At 70.3% G+C, this 20,999-nt stretch carries 17 protein-coding genes; 11 read left to right on the forward strand and 6 right to left on the reverse strand.

Annotation, left to right across the window (positions count from 1 at the left end; translation table 11 throughout):
• The first annotated feature begins 11 nt into the window (after positions 1-11).
• Together ASF21_RS03155 and ASF21_RS03160 are read left to right on the forward strand one after the other, a co-directional pair.
• Positions 12-275, forward strand: a complete 264-nt coding sequence (locus ASF21_RS03155) for a hypothetical protein (RefSeq protein ID WP_055766661.1) — start codon at positions 12-14, stop codon at positions 273-275.
• 178 nt (positions 276-453) lie between these two features.
• Entirely contained in the window at positions 454-1,218 is a 765-nt protein-coding gene (locus ASF21_RS03160; RefSeq protein ID WP_055766663.1) for a MerR family transcriptional regulator, read from the forward strand.
• A 112-nt stretch (positions 1,219-1,330) separates the two neighbouring features.
• On the opposite strand, the gene ASF21_RS03165 is transcribed toward ASF21_RS03160, so the two are convergent.
• Positions 1,331-2,890 carry a sensor domain-containing diguanylate cyclase gene (locus tag ASF21_RS03165; protein WP_055766667.1) on the reverse strand — a complete coding sequence of 520 codons (1,560 nt, stop codon included), beginning with the start codon at positions 2,888-2,890 and terminating at the stop codon, positions 1,331-1,333.
• 200 nt (positions 2,891-3,090) lie between these two features.
• On the opposite strand from ASF21_RS03165, the gene ASF21_RS03170 reads away from it, so the two are divergent.
• Both ASF21_RS03170 and ASF21_RS03175 read left to right on the forward strand, forming a co-directional pair.
• A complete protein-coding gene (locus tag ASF21_RS03170) occupies positions 3,091-3,951 on the forward strand; it encodes a DUF1206 domain-containing protein (protein ID WP_055766670.1) in 861 nt (286 codons plus the stop codon).
• A 16-nt stretch (positions 3,952-3,967) separates the two neighbouring features.
• Positions 3,968-4,351, forward strand: coding sequence for a DUF2256 and DUF3253 domain-containing protein (locus tag ASF21_RS03175; RefSeq protein ID WP_055766672.1), 384 nt, complete (start codon positions 3,968-3,970; stop codon positions 4,349-4,351).
• A gap of 125 nt (positions 4,352-4,476) precedes the next feature.
• On the opposite strand, the gene ASF21_RS03180 is transcribed toward ASF21_RS03175, so the two are convergent.
• Genes ASF21_RS03180 through rhaI form a run of 3 tightly spaced genes read right to left on the reverse strand, consistent with a single transcriptional unit; the run spans position 4,477 to position 9,186 of the window.
• Positions 4,477-5,934, reverse strand: coding sequence for a rhamnulokinase (locus ASF21_RS03180; protein WP_055766675.1), 1,458 nt, complete (start codon positions 5,932-5,934; stop codon positions 4,477-4,479).
• A gap of 1 nt (position 5,935) precedes the next feature.
• The gene (locus ASF21_RS03185; RefSeq protein ID WP_055766678.1) at positions 5,936-8,023 is read right to left on the reverse strand and encodes a bifunctional rhamnulose-1-phosphate aldolase/short-chain dehydrogenase; all 2,088 of its coding nucleotides are present in this window, start codon (positions 8,021-8,023) and stop codon (positions 5,936-5,938) included.
• A complete protein-coding gene (gene rhaI, locus ASF21_RS03190) occupies positions 8,020-9,186 on the reverse strand; it encodes an L-rhamnose isomerase (RefSeq protein WP_055766679.1) in 1,167 nt (388 codons plus the stop codon). Before rhaI ends, ASF21_RS03185 begins: the two co-directional genes overlap by 4 nt.
• 227 nt (positions 9,187-9,413) lie before the next feature.
• Between rhaI and ASF21_RS03195 the strand changes: the two genes are divergently transcribed.
• The 7 genes from ASF21_RS03195 (at position 9,414) to ASF21_RS03225 (ending at position 17,580) form a co-directional block, all read left to right on the forward strand.
• On the forward strand, positions 9,414-10,445 hold the full coding sequence (locus ASF21_RS03195) for a LacI family DNA-binding transcriptional regulator (RefSeq protein WP_055766682.1): 1,032 nt from the start codon (positions 9,414-9,416) through the stop codon (positions 10,443-10,445).
• Between the two features lie 201 nt (positions 10,446-10,646).
• Positions 10,647-12,137, forward strand: a complete 1,491-nt coding sequence (locus ASF21_RS03200; RefSeq protein ID WP_055766687.1) for a sugar ABC transporter ATP-binding protein — start codon at positions 10,647-10,649, stop codon at positions 12,135-12,137.
• Positions 12,134-13,177 carry an ABC transporter permease gene (locus tag ASF21_RS03205; RefSeq protein ID WP_055766690.1) on the forward strand — a complete coding sequence of 348 codons (1,044 nt, stop codon included), beginning with the start codon at positions 12,134-12,136 and terminating at the stop codon, positions 13,175-13,177. The genes ASF21_RS03200 and ASF21_RS03205 overlap by 4 nt, the downstream gene beginning before the upstream one ends.
• 166 nt (positions 13,178-13,343) lie before the next feature.
• The gene (locus ASF21_RS03210; RefSeq protein WP_082471196.1) at positions 13,344-14,432 is read left to right on the forward strand and encodes an ABC transporter permease; all 1,089 of its coding nucleotides are present in this window, start codon (positions 13,344-13,346) and stop codon (positions 14,430-14,432) included.
• A gap of 61 nt (positions 14,433-14,493) precedes the next feature.
• Positions 14,494-15,558, forward strand: coding sequence for a rhamnose ABC transporter substrate-binding protein (rhaS, locus tag ASF21_RS03215; protein ID WP_055766693.1), 1,065 nt, complete (start codon positions 14,494-14,496; stop codon positions 15,556-15,558).
• A gap of 153 nt (positions 15,559-15,711) precedes the next feature.
• Positions 15,712-17,181 (forward strand): L-fucose/L-arabinose isomerase family protein, encoded by a 1,470-nt coding sequence (locus tag ASF21_RS03220; RefSeq protein ID WP_055766696.1) that lies wholly within the window; start codon positions 15,712-15,714, stop codon positions 17,179-17,181.
• Between the two features lie 72 nt (positions 17,182-17,253).
• Positions 17,254-17,580 carry an L-rhamnose mutarotase gene (locus ASF21_RS03225; RefSeq protein WP_055766699.1) on the forward strand — a complete coding sequence of 109 codons (327 nt, stop codon included), beginning with the start codon at positions 17,254-17,256 and terminating at the stop codon, positions 17,578-17,580.
• A 145-nt stretch (positions 17,581-17,725) separates the two neighbouring features.
• Here ASF21_RS03225 and ASF21_RS03230 read toward each other — a convergent pair whose 3' ends face one another.
• Together ASF21_RS03230 and ASF21_RS03235 are read right to left on the reverse strand one after the other, a co-directional pair.
• Positions 17,726-20,206, reverse strand: a complete 2,481-nt coding sequence (locus ASF21_RS03230) for a glycoside hydrolase family 65 protein (RefSeq protein WP_055766702.1) — start codon at positions 20,204-20,206, stop codon at positions 17,726-17,728.
• A 46-nt stretch (positions 20,207-20,252) separates the two neighbouring features.
• Complete coding sequence (locus ASF21_RS03235) at positions 20,253-20,984, reverse strand: HAD family hydrolase (RefSeq protein ID WP_055766704.1); 732 nt, start codon at positions 20,982-20,984, stop codon at positions 20,253-20,255.
• Positions 20,985-20,999 lie beyond the last annotated feature (15 nt).

Below are 20,999 nucleotides of genomic sequence, written 5' to 3' on the forward strand. Positions count from 1 at the left end.
AGGTGAATCTCATGACAACCATCGATCACGGGCGGAGCCTGCGCACCAGCGGCCCCACCTCTCATCTCCTCGACACGGGCGAATCACCCTCCTGCCCCCGGTGCCACACCGACGACTACCTGATCTTCGAGGAGTTCGTCCCGGCTCGGCAGGCCGACCACTCCACGGACCTGCTTCCGGCGAGTGCCAGCTACAGCTGCTCAGAGTGCGGTACTTTCAACGCCCATACGGTGCCGACGTCGTGGCGCCCGCCCCAGTGGTTCTGGTACAGCTGACGCTTCCGCAGTGCACGGCTGTCCGGTCGGGCTGACCGGCCCGAGCGGAGACCCACGGCTCCTGTCCACTATCTGCGCGCCGTGGCCGACACGCCTTATTTGACCCTGCCGCTGCGTCAACTCCTACCGTTGTACCCACCGGTGCCCCTGAGCGCCGGAGGTACGAGGAAGGAGCGGCATGGACTACCCCATCACGGTCGTCGCGCGGCTGGCGGGCACCACCAGCAGGACGCTGCGCCACTACGGCGTGGTGGGCCTGCTCGAGGCGACACGCATCGGGGCGAACGGGTACCGGTACTACGACTCCGCTGCCCTGCTGCGGCTCCAGCGCATCCTGCTGCTGCGCACCCTGGGGCTGTCCCTGCCGGCGATCCGCGCCATCGTCGACGACGAACCGGGCGGCAGCCCGGCATCGGCCCTGCGCGCACACCTCGATCATCTCCGCAGCGAGCAGCGCCGGCTCGACCAGCAGATCAACGCGGTCCTCACCACGGTGGAGGCCCTCGAACGAGGAGAAGAACCGATGCCCGAGACCATGTTCGACGGATTCGACCACACCCGCCACGAACGGGAGGTGACGGAGCGATGGGGCGAGGACGCCTACGCGCAGGGCGACTCCTGGTGGCGGGGCAGGAGCGAGGAGGAACGGCGCGCCTTCCAGGACGAGGTGGCGGACCTCAACGCCGCCTGGACGGCCGCCGCGTCGACGGGGGTGTCGGCCGGCAGCGCGGAGGCCGGCCGGCTGGCCGGCCTGCACATCGCCTGGCTCTCGACCGTGCCGGGCGTCCCCCGCGATGACGAGGGCCGGTTGTCCTCCGACTATCTCCTCGGGCTCGGCGAGATGTACGTCGCCGACCCGCGCTTCGCCGCGAACTACGGCGGACCGGGCGGCGCCGAGTTCGTCCGGGCGTCGCTGGAGGCATGGCTGGCACGCCGGCCCTGAGACCGGCCCGCACGGTCCGCACCCGCCCGGCCGGATCGCCCGATCGGCCCGTGCGGTCCGTGCCCGGCCGGCCCTGCACGGCCTGCATTCTCTGTGGATCCAGGGGTGGCTACTAGGGTCCGACGGCCCGGTCCCGTCCCGTGCGCTTGGCACGGTAGAGGTTGAGGTCCGCTTCCCGGAGGAGGGCGGACGACGTCGTGCCCGGTACGCACCCCGCGAAGCCGAGGCTCGCGGTGAGGTGGAGCCCGCGGTGGATGTGGGGCCATCGTAGATGGCGGACAGCGGACAGGACGGCGTCCGCCACATCCTGCGGGTCCGCGTGCTGCTTGAGGACCAGCAGGAACTCCTCGCCGCCGATGCGCGCGACGTCCCGGACGCCGTGGCATTCCTGCAGGCACTCGGCGACCGACACGAGGACGTCGTCCCCGGCAGCGTGGCCGAAGCGGTCGTTGACCTGTTTGAAGTGGTCGAGGTCCACGATGGCCAGGGACCCGGTCCAGGCGCCGCCGGTCTGCCATGACCGCACGACGTCGGACAGGGAGTCCTCGACCCAGCGCCGGTTGCGCACCTTGGTGAGGGGATCGACGGCGACGGCGGCTTCTGCCTGTTCCGCCCTGACGATCGCCTCGGTGAGGTTCTGGGCCGCGAACAGGTGGTCCACCTGGGAGCGCCGGGCCTCGAGCCAGCGGGTCCGGGAGGCGCTGTGGAACGCGCGGTGGAGTTCGTAGGCGAGTGTGAAGTCACCCTGGGTCGCCGCGACGGCGGCGCGTTCCTCGAGGACGGACGCCGCGATCTCCTCGAGCTCGTGCAGGGTCGTGAGGGCCTCTGCCTCGTCGAGGGCGCGGACAGCGAGGTCCAGCTCGCCGAGCCCGTGGTGGATCTGCGCGAGGAGGAGCCTCCGGCTCGCGCGGAGCTCAGGCTGCGATCCCGGGGTGACGTCCATGCCGTACCGCTCGAGCACCACCGACGCGTCCTCCGGCCGGCCGGCCGCGAGGTGCCCGCGGATGAGGACATCGCTGAACTCGCTCTCGAGGTGCGGTGCGGCGGCGACCACCTCGTCGAGGATCTCGGTCCACAGGGATGCCTCCTCCGGCAGCGCCTCGTCCATGGCGGCGTGGAACGCGTTGGAGGCGAGCTGGGCCTTCAGCTCGTGGTCGGCCAGCCGCTCCGCGAGCACCAGGGCTCGCCGGGTCACGTCGAAGCCGTGCTGCGGCAGGCCCGCGGCGAACAGGCCGACCGCCTGCCGGGTGAGCAGCTTCGCGCGGAGGCGTGGCAGCTCGGTTCCGTCGAGCAGCGTCACGGCGATCGTGGCGTGCTCCGCGCCGGCGCCCGAGAGGCCCGCCATGAGGTCCGTCATCGCGAGGAGGGCATGACAGCGGCTGGCGAGCCGGGTGTCGCCCTGCTCGGTCGCCCAGCCGAGGATGCGCGCACCGCGAGCCCGGGCGTCGCGCGCGCCCTCGGTCCGGGTCAGGGCGTCGAGTGCGGTGACCTCGGCCCACAGGGCGACGTCGGTGCGGCCGAACTCCTCCGCGGCCGCCTTGATCACGGCCGCGTCGATCATCGCCTGCGGCAGGTCGGTGCTGATCTCCACCGCCTCCAGCCCCACGATGAGGTCCCGCTCCTGCGCGAGGCGCAGCGAGCCGCTCTCCGTCACGACGTCCTCATTCAGCATGTGCACTCCCAGTGGTCGAGACAGCGCTGTCCGACGTACTGCTGGGGTGAGACCGGGGTGTGCGCTGGCGTGCCGATGCAACCGGCACCACCAGTGTGCCGCCTCGGAGCGACAGCCTCAAGGGGGTGCCGCTCCTCCTATGCTGGAGGGGAGACGTCCGGAGCGTCCCCGCCGACCGGCGGAAGGGACGGCTGGGGCAGATGCGGGAGGGCACGGTGGCGACGACGGACAGCAGCGCGGGCCTGCGGGGCCGTGCGAGCCGCGCGGCCGACGCCGTCGAGCACGTCTCCGACACGCGTGTCCTCGACGTGGCGGCGCGGCTCGGATTCGGAGCGCTCGCGGTCGTGCACATCCTGATCGGCCTGATCGCCCTGCGGATCGCCTTCGGGGGGAACGGGGAGGCCGAACCGACGGGTGCGCTGGAGGAGGTCGCGGAAGGGCCCGCAGGGACGGCGCTGATGTGGATCTGTGCCGTCGGCTGCGCGGGCCTGGCGCTCTGGCAGTTCAGCGAAGCAACCCTCCGCGCACGCCACCTCCCGCGGAAGCAGCGCATCGGCAAGCTCATCTCGTCCGGGTCGCTCGTCATCATCTACGGGTCGATGGCGGCGACCTTCGCGCGGTTCGCCCTCGGCGACGGGCCGGACTCCTCCGAGTCCACGGTCGACTTCACCAGGGCCCTGCTGGCCTCGGCGTTCGGTGTGCTGCTCGTGTTCCTGACCGCGGGCATCATCCTCGGCATCGGCGTCCACTTCGTGGTGAAGGGGGTGCGCAGGAACTTCCGCCCGGAACTCAGGTCCTTCGAGGACACGGCCCACGGCCGCATCATCGAGGTGGTCGGGGTTGTGGGGCACGTCGCCAAGGGCCTCGCGCTCCTCCTGGTGGGCGGCCTGTTCGTGATCGCCGGCCTGGTCCGCGATGCCCAGGAGTCGACGGGGCTGGACGGCAGCCTCAAGGCCCTGCAGCACCACCCGCTCGGTACGTACGTCCTGACCGCCGTCGCCCTGGGCCTCATCTGCTACGGCGCGTTCGCCGTGATCCGCTCCGTCTTCGGGCGCATGTGACGGGCGTGGTGCGGCAATGGTGAGGTCGGCAGGGCCGGCACACGAGCCCAGGTCCTGCCGCTCCTGCGGACGCCGCATCGAGTGGCGGAAGAAGTGGGAGCGGAACTGGGAGGACGTCGCGTACTGCAGCGACGCGTGCCGGTCCCGTAAGGTCCGCGCCATCGACACGGCGCTGGAGGAGTGGCTGCTCGGGCGGCTCGGCGCCGGAGCACGCGGCTCGGGGGTCGACCCGGCCGACGCCGCAGCGGCCCTCGGCGGACATGGTGTGTCGCTGCACGAGCCGGCACGGAACGCCGCCCGCAGGCTCGCCGCCCGCGGACTCGCGGAGATGGTGCAGCGCGGCGTCGTCGTCGATCCCTCGACGGCGAAGGGCCCCGTCACACTGCGCCGACCCCGCTGATCGCGCCGCACTGCGGGCAGGTGTCCCGCCATCGTCGGCGCTCCACGCCAAGACCTGCCGTCGCCCGGACCATCCATCGTCCGGACCGGCCGCACAGACGTCGTCAGGGCGTTCGCCCGCGGACGTCAGGCCTGCTGGGGCACGGTCGTCCGTGCCCCGCTGCGTGCAGGCTCGTACCGGACCGTGTCCGCCGCGGCGTACGCCGCTCGCCGGATGCTCCCGAGACCGGGGCCGCTCTCCAGGATGCCGGCCGCCCGCGCCTGGACCAGGATGTTCCCGAGGGCTGTCGCCTCCACGGGACCGGCGAGGACCGGCAGGCCCGTGCGGTCCGCCGTCAGTTGGCAGAGGAGGGCGTTCTGCGATCCGCCGCCGACCACGTGGATGACGTCGATGGTGTGTCCCGAGAGGCGTGCCGCGTCCCGGAGGGTGCGCGCGTAGGCGTCGGCGAGGCTGTCCATGATGCACCGCACCACCGACTCCCGGGTCGGGAGATCGCCGGCCGCACGGCGGATGCGGCCGGGCATCCCGTCCGGCGCGAGGAAATCCGTGGACTCGGCGTCGATCATGGGCCCGCCCGCCGGGAGCGTCGCGGCAGCCGAGAGCAGGGTCGGCAGATCGGGGGACGGCCCTTCGACGGCCCACTCCCGCAGGCACTCCTGGAGGAGCCACAGCCCGCCCGTGTTGCGGAGGTAGCGGATGGTCCCGTCCACACCCCGCTCGTTGGTGAAGTTCGCGGCGCGGCTCGCGGCCGTGAGGATCGGCGCGTCGAGTTCGACGCCCACGAGCGACCAGGTGCCGGAGGAGATGTAGGCGAAGCCCGGCCCGGTGGCAGGGACGGCGGCGACCGCGGAGGCGGTGTCATGGGAGCCGACGGCGACGACGGCCGTCTCCTCGGGCAGTCCGGTGGCGAGAGCGACCTCGGGCAGCAGTTGCCCGATGACGGCTCCGGGTTCCACGAGCGGGGGGAACAGGTCACCGGGGAGACCGAGCTCGTCGAGGAGATCCTCGGCCCAGGTACCCGTCCGCGCATCGAGCAGGCCCGTGGTGGACGCGTTGGTCGCCTCGGTGCGGCGCTCGCCGGTGAGCCGGTAGGCGAGCAGGTCCGGGATCAGGAGGGCCTGCACGCCGTCGAGCGACCGCTCGGCGGCGAGCTGGTAGACCGTGGTGAAGGGCAGGAACTGCAGCCCGGTCCGGTCGTAGAGGGTCTCCGGTGGAAGCGTGCGGTGGACGACGTCGACGGTCGCCCGGGTCCGCGTGTCGCGGTAGCTGAAGGGCAGGTGCCGCAGGATCCCGCCGTCGTCGACCAAGCCGTAGTCCACGGCCCAGGTGTCGATGCCGATGCCGGCGATCCGCAGACCCGACTCCGCTGCGGCGGAGGCCGCCAGGCGCAGCCCCACCACCACCTCGGCGAAGAGGGCATCGATGTCCCACCGCAGCGCGCCGCCGAGGAACTGCGCGCCGTTGGGGAAGCGGTGGACCGTCGTGAGGCGGGGGCTGCCCCCGGAGACGCTGCCGAGGATCACGCGGCCGGAGGAGGCCCCGATGTCGACCGCAGCGAACACGGGTGCTGGAGGGGCGCCCATGTCAGCGCAGGAAGGCGGCGGCGACGCCCGCGTCCACGGGGATGTGCAACCCGGTGGTGTGCGAGAGCTCGTCGGAGGTCAGGACGGCGACGGCGTTCGCGACGTTCTCGGGCAGCACCTCGCGCTTGAGAAGGGTGCGCTGGGCGTAGTACTCGCCGAGCTTCTCCTCGTCCACGCCGTACACCGCGGCGCGCTTGGCGCCCCAGCCGCCGGCGAAGATCCCGGAGCCACGGACCACCCCGTCGGGGTTGATGCCGTTGACGCGCACGCCGTACTCGCCGAGTTCGGCGGCGAGGAGGCGTACCTGGTGCGCCTGGTCTGCCTTCGTGGCGCTGTAGGCGATGTTGTTGGGGCCCGCGAACACGGAGTTCTTGGAGGAGATGTAGATGATGTCCCCGCCCATGTCCTGCTCGATCAGCACCTTCGCGGCCGCCTGCGACATGAGGAACGAGCCCTTCGCCATGACGTCGTGCTGCAGGTCCCAGTCCTTCTCGGTGGTCTCCAGGAGCGGCTTGGAGATGGAGAGCCCGGCGTTGTTGACCACGAGGTCCAGCCCGCCGAAGGCCAGCACGGCGGCCTGCACGGCACGGAGCACCTGGGCGGGGTCGGTGACGTCGGCCTGGACGCCGATGGCGACGTCCGGCCCACCGAGATCCTGGGCGACACTGCTCGCGCTGTCGATGTTCAGGTCCGCGATGACCACGCACGCGCCCTCGGCCGCCAGACGGGTGGCGATGGCCCTGCCGATGCCCGACGCCGCTCCCGTCACCAGGGCGATGCGCCCGGCGTGGGACTTCGGCTTCGGCATCCGCGCGAGCTTGGCCTCCTCGAGCGACCAGTACTCGATCCGGAACTTCTCGCTCTCCTCGATGGGCGCGTAGGTGGAGACGGCCTCGGCACCACGCATCACGTTGATGGCGTTGAGGTAGAACTCCCCTGCGACGCGGGCGGTCTGCTTGTTGGCGCCGAAGGAGAACATGCCGACGCCGGGGACGAGCACGATCGCCGGATCGGCCCCGCGCATGGGGGGTGAGTCCGGCGTCGCGTGCCGGTCGTAGTACGCGGCGTAGTCGGTCCGGTACTCGGTGTGCAGTTCACGCAGGCGCAGCAGGCAGCTCTCGACGTCGGCGTCGGCCGGGAGGTCGAGGACGAGCGGCTTGACCTTGGTGCGCAGGAAGTGGTCGGGGCAACTGGTGCCGAGTGCGCCGAGGCGCGGGTGCCCGCTGGAGGCGAGGAATTCCAGCACCCGCGGATCATCCGTGAAGTGGCCGACCTGCGCCCTGTCGGTGGAGGCGAGGCCGCGGATGGTCGGGGCGAGGGCGGCGGCCCTGGCCCGGCGCTCGTCCTCCGGCAGCGGGCCGTAACCCTCCAGGGCAGGCCCGAAGGGCTCGGGGGTCCCGTGCTCGGCGATGTACCGCTCGGCGGTCTCGATGATCCACAGGGAGTTCGCCTCGGCCTCGGCGGAGGTGTCTCCCCAGGCCGTGATGCCGTGGCCCCCGAGGATGGTGCCGATCGCCTCGGGGTGGGCGTCCTTGATGGCGGCGATGTCGAGCCCGAGCTGGAAGCCGGGACGGCGCCAGGGGACCCAGAGGACCTTCGGTCCGAAGATCGCGGTGGTCAGGGCCTCGCCGTCCGCCGACGTCGCGATCGCGATCCCCGCATCGGGGTGCAGGTGGTCCACGTGCGCCGCATCCACGAGGCCGTGCATGGCGGTGTCGATGGACGGCGCCGCACCGCCCTTGCCGTGGAGGGTGTAGTCGAAGGCCGCCACCATCTCGTCCTCGCGCTCGACGCCGGGATAGACCCCCTGCAGCGCGCGCATCCGATCGAGGCGGAGGACGGCGAGGCCGGCCGCCTTCAGCGTCCCCAGGTCACCGCCGGAGCCCTTGACCCAGAGCAGCTCGACGTCCTCGCCCGTCACGGGGTCGGTGCCCACACCTTTCGCCGAGGTGTTGCCGCCGGCGTAGTTCGTGGTGCGCTTGTCCGAGCCCAGGCGGTTGGAGCGCTCGATGAGCTCCTGCACGGTCCGATTGACCGTCGGGTTCGTGGTGGCGTCGGTCGCGGGCCCTGTCGTCGTCGTCACTGTCATGCTCCCCATCCGGCCTGCTGGCCGCCCTGTCGCTCGCTGTTGATCCGGTCCTGGTAGCCGCTGGCGCGGTAGGCCTCCATCGGATCGGCCGGAAGGCCCTTCGACGCACGCCACTGCGCGAGTCCGGGCCGGACGTCGGTGTAGAAGGCATCCATCAGGATGGCGTTGGCACCCAGCACGTCGCCGGATTCCTGCGCGGCGGTCAGCGCGGCGCGGTCGATCAGCAGGGCCCGCGCCGTCATCTCCTGCACGTTGAGCACGGAGCGGATCTGGCCGGGGATCTTCTCCTCCAGGTTGTGGCACTGGTCGAGCATGAGGGCGATCCCGCTCTCGGGCGAGAGGCCGCCGCCGCGGACCACCTCGGCCATGATGCGGAACAGCTGGAACGGGTCCGCGGCTCCCACGATCAGGTCGTCGTCCGCATAGAAGCGCGAGTTGAAGTCGAAGGAGCCGAGCTTCCCGAGCCGGATGAGCTGGGCGACGATGAACTCGATGTTGGTCCCGGGAGCGTGGTGGCCGGTATCGAGGCAGACGAGGGCCTTCTCTCCGAGCTGCAGGCAGTGGGCGTAGGAGGTGCCCCAGTCGGGGACGTCCGTGTGGTAGAACGCCGGCTCGAAGAACTTGTACTCGAGGACCAGGCGCTGGTCCTCGCCGAGCCGGTCGTAGACCTTCCGCAGCGAGTCCTGCAGCCAGTCCTGCCGGGAGCGCATGTCGGCCTGGCCGGGGTAGTTGGAGCCGTCCGCGAGCCAGATCTTCAGGTCGCGGGAGCCGGTGACGTCCATGACCTCGATGCACTCGTACATGTGGTCGATCGCCTTGTTCCGCACCGCCGCGTCGCTGTGCGTGAGGCTGCCGAACTTGTAGTCGTCGTCCTGGAAGGTGTTGCTGTTGATGGTGCCGATGCGCATGCCGTGATCGGCCGCGTAGGAGGCGAGGACGCCGTAGTCGTCCACCCTGTCCCAGGGGATGTGCAGGGCGACGCTGGGCGCCAGGCCCGTGAGCCGGTGGACCGTGCCCGCGTCGGCGATCTTCTCCTGCACCGTGCGCGGCGTCCCGGGGGTCGCGAAGACCCTGAAACGCGTCCCTGAGTTTCCGTAGGCCCAGGACGGGACCTCGATCGCGAGCTGGTCCAGCTCCGCGGTGATGTCGTCGATGACAGTCATGTACTCTCTCCAGCGTGTGGCGGCCGGCTGCTCCATCACAGACCGGACAGCGATTTCTCGGGGATCTTCCACGCCCGGGGACGGCTCGGGAGGAGAAGCAGAAGTGCCGTGCCGTTGAATCGTTTCATTAGCACGTTTCAAAGCTATCCTTGCTGCAGACCGAGTGTCAACAGTCCCGCCGGCCGACCGTCCCGCGGGGTCCGAGCGCCGAGGAACCCGAGGTATCGATGGAGAGCCGACCCGTCAGCATCAAGGACGTCGCCGACCGCGCGGGGGTGGCCGTGGGGACGGTGTCCAACGTGCTGAATCATCCCGCACGGGTCTCGTCCGCCACGCGCGAGCGCGTCCAGGCCGCGATCGACCACCTCGGTTTCGTGCGCAACGACGCCGCCCGGCAACTCCGTGCGGGCCAGAGCCGCACCATCGGGTTGATCGTGCTCGACGTCGGCAACCCGTTCTTCTCCTCGCTCGCGCGTGCCGCGGAGGACTGCGCCGCGGAGAACGGGAGCACGGTGGTGCTGGGGGACAGTGGGCAGGACACCGAGCGCGAGGCCCGCTACATCGACGTCTTCGAGCAGCAGCGCGTGCAGGGCATGCTCATCTCGCCCGTGGGGGACGTCGGACCGCGCGTCGAGGCCCTCCGGAAACGCGGCATGCCCGTGGTGCTGGTGGACCGCGTCGATGCGCAGCGACGCTGCAGCTCGGTGTCGGTGGACGACGTCGCAGGCGGCTACATGGCCGTGCGCCACCTCCTCGAAGCGGGGCGCCGCCGCATCGTGTTCGTGGGGACGAAGGCCTCCTTCCGACAGGTGGACGATCGCCTGGCCGGCGCCCGCCAGGCAGTGGGCGAGCAGGAGGGCGCGGTCCTCGAGGTCGTGGAGGCGGACGCCATGACGGTCCTCGCCGGGCGGGACGTGGGCGGCGTGATCGCCCGTCGGCCGGCGGGCCGTCTGCCGGACGGGATCTTCTGCGCCAACGACCTCCTGGCCATCGGGGTCATGCAGGCCGTGCTCCTGATCCGTGGCCTCCGCATCCCCGAGGACCTGGCACTGATCGGGTACGACGACATCGACTTCTCCGCCTCCGCCGTCGTGCCCCTCTCGAGCGTCCGCAAGCCGACCGAACTCATGGGGCGCACGGCGGTGGAGCTCCTCCTCGAGGAGATCGAGGGCCCGTCCTCGCGGCGCCGACAGGTGATCTTCGATCCCGAACTGGTGGAGCGCGGCAGCACGACGGCGGCGGTTCGGGCCGCGGGCTGAGCGTCCGGCGGCGGTTTGCGGGCCCGAGCCGAAGCTCGATCCGGGGCTGTTGACGGTGATCTGGGTCACGCCTACTATTCGAGGTGGACCGTTGCTCTGAAACGATTCATTCTTCCTCGAGGAGTTGCATTGACGCACTTTGATGGTCGTGGCAGTGACGCCGCGGACCGGGCCGCACCAGCCGGCGGCCGACGGGAGAGCGTGCTGACCCTGCGGGGGGCACTCAAGACCTTCGGGCCGGTCGTCGCCCTCGCCGACGGCACCATCGACCTCGCACCGGGTGAGATCCACGCCCTCGTCGGCGAGAACGGCGCCGGCAAGTCCACGCTCGTCAAGATCCTCGCCGGCGTGCACCAGCCGGACGCAGGGGAGTTCACCGTCGCCGGGCAGGAGGTCAGCTTCCGGACCGTCGCCGACAGCAAGGCGGCCGGCATCTCGGTCATCTATCAGGAGCCCACCCTCTTCCCGGACCTCACGGTGGCGGAGAACATCTTCATCGGCCGCCAGCCCAAGGGCCGCTTCGGACTCATCAGTCGCGGTGAGATGCGCCGCCAGGCCAGGGAGCTCTTCGGGCAGCTGGGTGTCCCCATCGATCCGGACCGTGTGGCGGAGGGTCTCTCGATCGCCGACCAGCAGATCATCGAGATCGCCAAAGCGATCTCCCTGGACGCGCGCATCCTCGTCATGGACGAGCCGACGGCCGCACTCAGCGGTATCGAGGTGGAGCGCCTCTTCGCCGTCGCCCGACGCCTCCGCGACGCCGGCAGTGGCATCCTGTTCATCTCCCACCGGTTCGACGAGGTCTTCGGCCTCTGCGACCGCATCACGGTCATGCGGGACGGCGCCTACATCGCCACGCACGAGACCGGCGCGACGACGGTCGAGGCGGTGGTCCGCGAGATGGTGGGCCGCGACATCGACGCCCTGTTCCCCAAGACCGAGACGGAAGCGGGGGACGTCGTCCTGCGGGTGAGCGGCCTGACGCGGCCCGGGGTGTTCCACGACATCGACTTCGAGGTGCGTGCCGGCGAGATCGTGGCGCTGTCCGGACTGGTCGGTGCAGGCCGCACGGAGGTGGCTCGTGCGGTCTTCGGCATCGACCGCTACGAGTCCGGCAGCGTGGAGATGCTCGGCCGGACGCTCCGGGGCAAGGACCCAAGGGCGGCGATCGACGCCGGGATCGGCTTCGTGCCGGAGGACCGGCGCAAGCAGGGCCTGGTCATGGAGCTCTCGGTCGAACGCAACGCCGCCCTGACGCTCCGGCACTCGCTCGCCCGCTTCGGGCTGATCAGCGGGAAGGCGGAACGCGAGGCCGCCGCGACCTGGGGGAAGCGCCTCCAGGTCAAGTCCGGTTCACCCGAGCACGCCGTCTCGACACTGTCCGGCGGGAACCAGCAGAAGGTGGTCCTCGCCAAATGGCTCGCCACGGACCCGAAGCTGCTGATCATCGACGAGCCGACCCGCGGGATCGACGTGGGGACCAAGAGCGAGGTGCACCGCCTCATCTCCGAACTCGCGGGCAGGGGCATCGCGATCCTCATGATCTCCTCGGAACTGCCCGAGGTGCTCGGCATGGCCGACCGCGTGCTGGTCATGCGGGAAGGCAGGATCACCGGCCGGCTGGACCGCTCCGAGGCCACCTCCGAAACCGTCATGCACGCCGCGACCGCAGCCCTGGAGTCCTCCCGATGAGCCTCGACAGCAGACACGCGGCGCCCGCGCAGCCGGCCGCGCACCCGACGTCCTCCCCCCTCGGCTCGTTCCTCAGGCTCCGCGAGCTGCCCGTCATCCTGGCGCTCGTGCTCCTCGTCGCCGTCACGGCGGCCATCAACCCGCTGTTCCTCAGCGAGCAGGGGGTCAAGGACCTGCTGCTCAACGCGACGATCCTCATGATCCTCGCGGTCGGCCAGACCCTCGTCATCATCACCCGGAACATCGACCTGTCGGTCGGGTCCATCCTCGGCCTGGTCGCCTTCGGGACGGGCAGCGTCTTCGTGGCCGCGCCCGGCCTGCCGATCATCCTGGTCTTCCTCATCGGGATCGCCTTCGGGGCGGTCCTGGGAGCGGTGAACGGACTCCTGATCACCATCGCGAAGGTGCCGGCCCTGGTGATCACGCTCGGGACCCTCTACATCTTCCGAGGCATCAACAACGCCTGGGCCGGGGGCACCCAGTACTTCGCCGGCGATCGGCCCGAGGCCTTCGGCAACCTGTCCGTCGACACCGTTCTCGGGTTCCCCGTGATCACGCTGATCGCCGTCGTCGTGGTCGCGATCGTGGCGGTCTACATGCTCGGCACACGGCCCGGCCGTGACCTGTACGCCATCGGCTCGGAACCGGAGGCCGCGAAGCTCTTCGGCATCCCCGTGACCCGCCGCGTCCTGCTGGCCTTCGTGGTCAACGGCGCGCTGGCCGGACTGGCCGGCGTCCTCTACGCGAGCCGCTTCAACTCCGTGGGCGCGACGACGGGATCCGGACTCGAGCTCGACGTCGTCGCCGCGGCGGTGGTCGGAGGGGTGGCGATCTTCGGTGGCAGCGGCACGGTCGTCGGTGCGGCGATCGGTGCACTGCTCCTGACCACGATCACCAGCGCCCTGACCGCCCTCCGCGTCGACAAGTTCTGGCAGCAGGCGATCGTCGGCATCCTCATCCTCGCCGCCGTCGTGATCGACCGCATCGCCGGAGTGCGTGCCGCCCGCAAGCTCAGGATCGCCGAGGCCCGCAATGTCTGACCGCCTCGCCGGCCGGCCCGGCCCGCAGGCGGCAGCCGTCCCGGGCGGCGTGGGGGCGCAGGCCCCGGCGGAGGACGGGCTCCGGGACGCAGGGCAGGACACAGGGCAGCACACAGGGCAGCACACAGGGCAGCACACAGGGCAAGACTCAGCGGAAGGCAGGCGCATGGCCGCCCCAGACACCAGGACGTCCGAGCCGGTCGCTGCGGGCGGTGCCGTGCAGCACACGGCCGGCACCGCGAAGGTCCTCGCCGTCCCCAAGGGCCGGACGGGCGCCGCACGGCTGCTGCTCGGCCGTGACGCGGTGATGATCTACGTGCTCCTCGTCGTCGTGATCTACGCGTGCCTCGTCATCCCCCGGTTCGCCTCGCCCGTGACCGTCGGGTTCCTCCTCCTGGACGTGATCCCCACGCTGCTGATCGCGCTGCCGATGACGCTGGTCATTATCTCCGGGGAGATCGATCTCTCGGTGGCGAGCATCGCGGGGCTGACCAGTGCGCTGATGGGTGTCCTGTGGCAGGCGGGCGTACCGATCGCCCTGGTCCTGGTGATCTGCCTCCTCGCCGGTCTCGCTGCCGGGGCCTTCAACGGGGTGCTGATCGCCTACCTGGGATTGCCCTCCCTCGCCGTGACCATCGGTACGCTCGCCCTGTTCCGCGGGCTCGCGCTCGTGGTGATCGGCGACAACGCGGTGGCGAACTTCCCTCCCGCGCTCACGGCGTTCTTCACCTCGAAGATCGGCGGTACGGGCATCCCCACGGTCATGATCGGCGTCGTCCTGCTGATCCTCGCCTTCGCCGTCGTCCTGCACTTCACGCCGTTCGGCCGCGGGCTCTTCGCCCTCGGCTACAGCAAGGAGGCCGCGACCTTCGTCGGTATCGACGTGGCCCGCTCGAAGTTCCTGCTGTACCTCGCGACCGGGACGGTGTCCGCCCTGGCGGGCATCTACTGGACGCTGCGCTACTCGAGTGCCCGCAGCGACAACGCCAGCGGCCTGGAGCTGGCGGTCATCGCGGCGGTGCTGCTCGGCGGCGTGTCCATCTTCGGCGGCAAGGGCTCCATCCCGGGGGTCCTCGCCGGGGTTCTGCTGATCGGCACCATCAACTACGCACTGAAACTGGATCGCGTCTCCGAGGTGGTCCTCATCATCGTGACCGGTTCCCTCCTCATCCTCTCGGTCGTGGCCCCCACCATCACCGACGCCCTCCGGCGGGCCCGCCATGCGCGGCGTGTCCGCTCCGCACCACTTTCCTAGGCCGTCCCCCTAGGTTCGCACCCGGCGACTGGTCCCCAGCGCCCATCGAAAGGAAGAAACAATGAGGTTCATCCATTCAGGAACCACCCGACGCCGGGCGGCTTTCGCTGCCCTGGCGACGAGCACCGCGCTGGTCCTCAGCGCCTGCGGCGGTGGAGCAGCGTCCGAGGGCGGCGGTTCCGAGGGCGGCAGCGGGTCCGACGGCGAGCAGACCGTCACCTTCATCCCCAAGCAGCTCAACAACCCCTACACCGACGTGGTGCTCGGGGGCGGGGAGGACGGCGCATCGGAGGCCGGGTTCGCCTCCTCGGAGGTCGTGGGGCCGCTGGATGCCAGCGCGTCCAGCCAGGTCTCCTTCATCAACGCGGAGACGCAGCGCGGCACCAACGTGATCGTGATCGCCGCGAACGACCCCGACGCCGTCGGCCCCGCCCTCGAGGAGGCCCGCACCGCCGGAGCCAAGATCGTGGCGTTCGACTCCGACACCAACCCCGACTACCGCGACGTCTTCGTCAGCCAGGTCGACGCGAAGGACGTGGCACTCATCCAGCTCGAGCTCATCTCCGAGCAGATCGGCGGCGAGGGCGAGATCGCCATCCTCTCGGCCACGGCGAACGCCACCAACCAGAACGAGTGGATCAAGTACATGGAGGAGGAGTTGGCCGCCAACCCCGACTACGCGGGTATCGAGCTCGTGGCGAAGGTCTACGGCGACGACGACGACACGAAGTCCTTCCAGGAGGCGCAGGGCCTGCTGCAGGCATACCCGGACCTCAAGGGCATCATCTCGCCCACCACGGTCGGGATCGCCGCCACCGGCCGCTACCTCTCCACGTCGGAGTACAAGGGCAAGGTCGCGCTGACAGGGCTGGGGCTGCCGAACGAGATGCGCCCCTTCGTCAAGGACGGCACCGTGACGGAGTTCGCGCTCTGGGATCCGGCACAGCTCGGCTACGTCGCCGCCTTCGCGGGCAAGGCACTGGCCGACGGCGACATCACCGGCGAGCCCGGCGACACCTTCGAGGCCGGCGAGCTCGGCGAGCGTGAGATCGGCGAGGGCGGGATCGTCCTGGTCGGCCCGCCCACGCAGTTCAACGCGGAGAACATCGACGACTACGACTTCTAGCCGCACGAGCGGGGCGGGGCGCCCACCACGGCGTCCCGCCCTTCCGCACCCCTTCCTTCCGCACCCCTTCGTCGTTCCGCACCCCCTGTCCTTCCGCACCCCCTGTCCTTCCGCGCCCCCGCCCGCCGTTCCGCTTCCCGTCGAGGAGCCACCATGACCACCGATTCCACGGGTGCGCCCTCCGCATCGCCCGCCCTGTCAGGACTGCTCGAACCGGTCCGACGCCGGCCGACCCGCCTGGGCCTGGTGTCCGGAGGGCTCGGCGCCTACTGGCCCCAATTCCCGGACCTGCTCCCGCAGCTCAGGGAGTCGGCGCGGTACGTGACGGAGCGCTTCACCGCCCTCGATGCCGAGGTCACCGACGTCGGCTTCGTGTCCGATCCCCGTGAGGCCGCCGTGGCGGCCGAAGAGCTGCGCCGCGCGGACTGCGACCTGATCGTCATCTTCCTCACCACCTACCTGACGTCCTCGATGGTGCTGCCGATCGCCCAGCGCGCGAAGACGCCCGTCCTGGTGATCGACCTGCAGCCCACCGAGGCCATGGACCACGCGAACGTCGACACGGGGACATGGCTCGCGTACTGCGGCCAGTGCCCCGTGCCGGAGGTGGCGAACGTGTTCAAGCGTGCCGGTATCCCCTTCCGTTCCGTGTCCGGCTACCTCACGCAGGAGTCCGCCTGGGCGCGGATCGACCAGTGGGTCCACGCCGCCGGGGTCCGCGGCCGGCTGCGCCACGCCCGCCACGGACTCATGGGCCACGTCTATCCGGGCATGCTCGATGTCTCGACGGACCTGACCTCGGTGTCGACGACCTTCGGCTCCCACGTGGAGGTCCTCGAGTTCGACGACCTCCGTGAGCTCGTCGCCGAGGTGACCGACGAGCAGGTGCGTGAGCGCCTGGCGCTGGCGCGCAGCCTCTTCACCGTCGACGAGTCCGTGGACGACGGTGATTTCGCCTGGGGCGCGCAGGTGTCGGTGGGACTCGATCGGCTGGTCGCCGAGTTCGACCTCGATTCGCTCGCCTACTACCACCGGGGCCTCGCCGGCGAGCAGCACGAGCGGCTCGGAGCGGGGATGATCCTCGGGGCTTCGATCCTCACGGCCCGTGGCGTCCCCATGGCGGGCGAGTACGAACTGCGGACCTCGATCGCGATGCTCGCCGCCCAGGCCATGGGCGCGGGCGGATCCTTCACGGAGATCCAGGCCCTCAACTTCTTCGACGGCGTGGTGGAGATGGGCCATGACGGGCCGGCCCATCTCGCCGTCAGCGCCGCGGACCCGCTCCTGCGCGGGCTCGGCGTCTTCCACGGCAAGCGCGGGTGGGGCGTCTCGGTCGAGTTCGACGTGCGCCACGGGCCGGTCACCACCTTCGGGATCGGCCAGGATCCGGACGGCTCCTACGTCTTCGTCACGTCCGAGGGCACCGTGGTACCCGGGCCTCTCCTGGCGATCGGCAATACGACGTCGCGCGTGGACTTCGGCGGTGACCCCGGACTGTGGGTCGACGCGTGGAGCCAGACCGGCATCGGCCACCACTGGGCACTGTGCGTGGGGCACCGTGCGGCCGATGTGAAGGCGGCCGCGTCCCTCCTCGGTGTCGAGCACCGCCACGTCACCCTCTGACAGCCCACCCCCAGATCGACCACAGACCGACCACGGACCGACCACAGATCATCGAGACATCAAGGAGAACCCATGGAACGAGTCTGCTTCCAGTTGCAGATCCGCCCCGAGAGCATCCCCGAGTACCGGGAGCGGCATGCAGCCATCTGGCCGGAGATGGCGCGGGCGCTGAAGGACACGGGGTGGGACAACTACTCCCTGTTCCTGCGGCCGGACGGGATGCTGATCGGCTACATGGAGTGCGAGGACTTCGCCGCGTCCCAGGCCGCCATGGCTGCCACGGAGGTCAACGGGCGGTGGCAGGCGGAGATGGCGCCGTTCTTCGTCGCGCTGGAGGGGCGCCCGGACGAGGGGTTCCTGCGCCTCGAGGAAGTCTTCCACCTCGAGGACCAGCTGTAGGGCAGTGGCGGGGTTGTCCCGGCCCGGAGCCGGACGTCCAGCACGGCCTCGCGTCTCACGGTCCATCGAGGCCGGTCCTGCCGGGACCGTCGCGTTTGCCGCCAGGCACTGATCCGTTCCGTCCGCAGGGACAGGGAGTGCCGATTCAGGGGTCGACGGAGATCCGGGGGATCGAGGCCGTGACCAGGGAGCCGTCGGCACGCCTGCTCCCCTCGATGTCGCTCGTGGTCGGCGTCCCGGTGAGGCGTGGGCCCTGGTCCTCGAGCGCCACGGTGACCGGACCGGACGCCGTCACCGTCACCGACCGGCCGTGGACCCAGACGGAAGCGGTGTCACCGGTCTCGACCGTGAACGTGATGGCCTGCTGCGTCACCTCGACGCGCAGTCGCGTCCCCCGCAGGGTGACCCGGAAGGTCACGCGCGTCCACGCGACCGGCAGCCTCGGCTCGAAGGTGATGCGGCCCCCGTGGTCGCGCATGCCCCCGAAGCCGTACACCAGGGCGCTCCACACGCCGCCGGTCGAGGCCACGTGGATGCCGTCGGACGTGTTCCGGTGCAGGTCGGCGAGGTCCACGAAGAGCGAGGACATGAAGTACCTCAGCGCGAGGTCGTGGTAGCCGACCTCGGCGGCGATGATCGACTGCACCACGGCGGAGAGCGTGGAGTCCCCTGTGGTGAGCGCCTCGTAGTACTCGAAGTCGGATCGCTTCTGCTGCATCGTGAACTCGTGTCCCTGCAGGAGCAGCGCGAGGACGACGTCGGCCTGCTTGAGGACCTGGAAGCGGTAGATCACCAGAGGGTGGTAGTGGAGCAGGAGGGGGCGCTTGTCCGGGGGAGTGTTCTCGAGGTCCCAGAGCTCCTTCTCGAGGAACGCGGCGTCCTGGGGGTGGATGCCGGCGCGTTCGTCGAACGGGATGTGCATGCTCTCGGCGGCATGTGTCCATTCCCAGAGTTCGTCCTCCTGGAGGTCCAGCCGCGCGACCATCCGGGCGTGCGCGGCGGGGTCCACGTCGGCGAGTGATTCGACGGCGCGCACCGCGGAGCGGAGGTTGGCCCGCGCCATGACGTTCGTGTAGAGGTTGTCGTTGACCACCGTCGTGTACTCGTCGGGTCCGGTGACGCCGTGGATGTGGAAGTTGTCATCCCCGTTGCTCCGCCAGAACCCGAGATCGGCCCACATCCTCGCTGTCTCGACGAGGACGTCGACGGCGCCGCGGTGGAGGAAGTCGTCGTCGCCCGTCGCCGCCACGTACTGCATCATGGCGTGGGAGATGTCGGCGTCGATGTGGTACTGCGCGGTGCTCGCTGCGTAGTAGGCGGAGGACTCCTGGCCGTTGATGGTGCGCCAGGGGAAGAGGGCGCCGCGCTGGTTCAGTTCGCCGGCGCGCGCACGGGCGGAGTCGAGCATCGACTGCCGGAAGCGCAGTGCGTTCCGCGCGACGGTGGGCGCGGTGTAGCTCAGGAACGGCAGGACGTACACCTCGGTGTCCCAGAAGTAGTGTCCGCCGTAGCCGGAGCCCGAGACGCCCTTCGCCGCGATACCGCCGCCGTCGGTCCTGGCGGTGGATTGCGCGAGCTGGAAGATGTTCCAGCGGACCGCCTGCTGAACGGTGGGCTGGCCCTCGATCTCGACGTCGGAGCGGGTCCAGAAGTCGGCGAGCCAGTCCTTCTGCTTGCCGAAATGCTCCTCCACCGTCGTCTCGCGGGCGCGGTCGAGGGTGCGCCCGCAGCGGTCGGCGAGCTCTCGGGCGGGCACGCTGCGGGACGTGTGGTAGCTGATGGTCTTCAGGAGGCGGACGGGATGGCCGGGCCTCGCGCGGACGCGGTAGACGTGCTTCGCGAGGTCGTCCTCGATGTGCGAGCTCTGGTCCCATTCGTTGTCCGTGAGCAGTTCGTGCTCCATGGCGCAGGCGATGGTCATGCGCGAGTTGGTGGTGCTGTAGCCGAGCAGGTAGCGCGGGCCGTCGGAGCGCTTCAGCCGCGGCTGCAGCACGCGGTCGCGGAACGATTCCGCCTTACGGGGGTCGAAGGACTCCCCGTCGACCGGGGCGCTGACATAGTACTCGTCCAGGCCGTCCTGCCGGTTGAGGATCTGGCTGGAGATGAGGATGGAGGCGTCGGCGTCGAGCATCTCCACCTCGTAGTCGATGAGGGCGAGGTGCCGGTCGGTGAAGGAGACCAGGCGGCGCGAGCGGATGAGGACACGCTTGCCCGACGGCGTCCGCCACTCGATCTCGCGGGTGAGGACGCCGTCGAGGAAGGAGAGACGCCTGGTGTGCCGGAGGATGTCGGCGCGCGTGAGGACGAAGGGCTCATCGTCGACGTACAGCCGGATGATCTTGGCATCCGGCACGTTGACGATCGTCTGGCCCACGCGGGCGAATCCGAAGGCCTCCTCGGCGTGCTGGATGGGCCAGGTCTCGTGGAATCCGTTGATGAAGGTGCCGGCGTCGTAGCCGTCCCTCCCCTCATCGAGGTTGCCGCGCATCCCGAGATAGCCGTTGCCGACGGTGAAGAGGGTCTCGTTGCGGCCCGCATGGGCGCCGTCGAACTCGGTCTCGACGAGGGCCCACTCGTCCACCGGGAAGTGGTTGCGGTCCACGGGGTCTGCTGGGGGGAAGATCATGGGGTTCCTGTACTGGGTGAGCGGAAGCGGGCAGGCAGCGGCGGCGTCAGCCGGCGGCGAGGAAGGGGATCAGTTCGGCGAGATCGTCCACGACGACGTCCGCCCCGTCGCCCAGGAGCGTCGCAGCACCCACGCCGCGATCGACGCCGATCACGAGCCCGAAATCACCGGCACGACCGGCGGCCACCCCGGAGGGGGCGTCCTCGACGACGGCGCAGGCCGAGGCCGGAAGGCCGAGCAGTTCCGCCGCGTGGAGATACGTGTCGGGGGCCGGCTTGCCCGCGATGCCGAGATCCGCCGCCAGCAGGCCGTCGACCACGGTGCCGAAACGTGCGGTGAGGCCGGCAGCCGCGAGCACCGCGGTGCCGTTCCGTGAACTGGTGACGACGGCCGTCCGGAGGCCGGCCGTCCGCGCGGCGTCGAGCAGTGCGAGGGAGCCGGGGTAGGCCGCGACGCCCTGTTCCTCGAGGGTCTCGTTGAAGGTCCGGTTCTTCCGGTTGCCGAGGCCGCACACCGTGTCCAGCGTCGGCGCGTCCTCGGGTGAACCCTCGGGCAGGGTGATGCCGCGGGAGGCGAGCAGGGCCCTGACGCCGTCGTACCGCGGGCGTCCGTCGATGTGCGTGAAGTAGTCCTCGTCCGTGTAGGGGCGGTCGATTCCCCGGCCCGCAAGGTATTCGGAGAAGAGGCGGGCCCAGGCACGCATGTGCACCTCGGCGGTCGGGGTCAGTACGCCGTCGAGGTCGAAGAGGAGGGCCTGCAGGGAGGCCAGCCGGGCCATGGCGGGGGAAGGGTG

This window comes from Arthrobacter sp. Leaf234 (assembly GCF_001422665.1).
Lineage (GTDB): Bacteria > Actinomycetota > Actinomycetes > Actinomycetales > Micrococcaceae > Arthrobacter_D.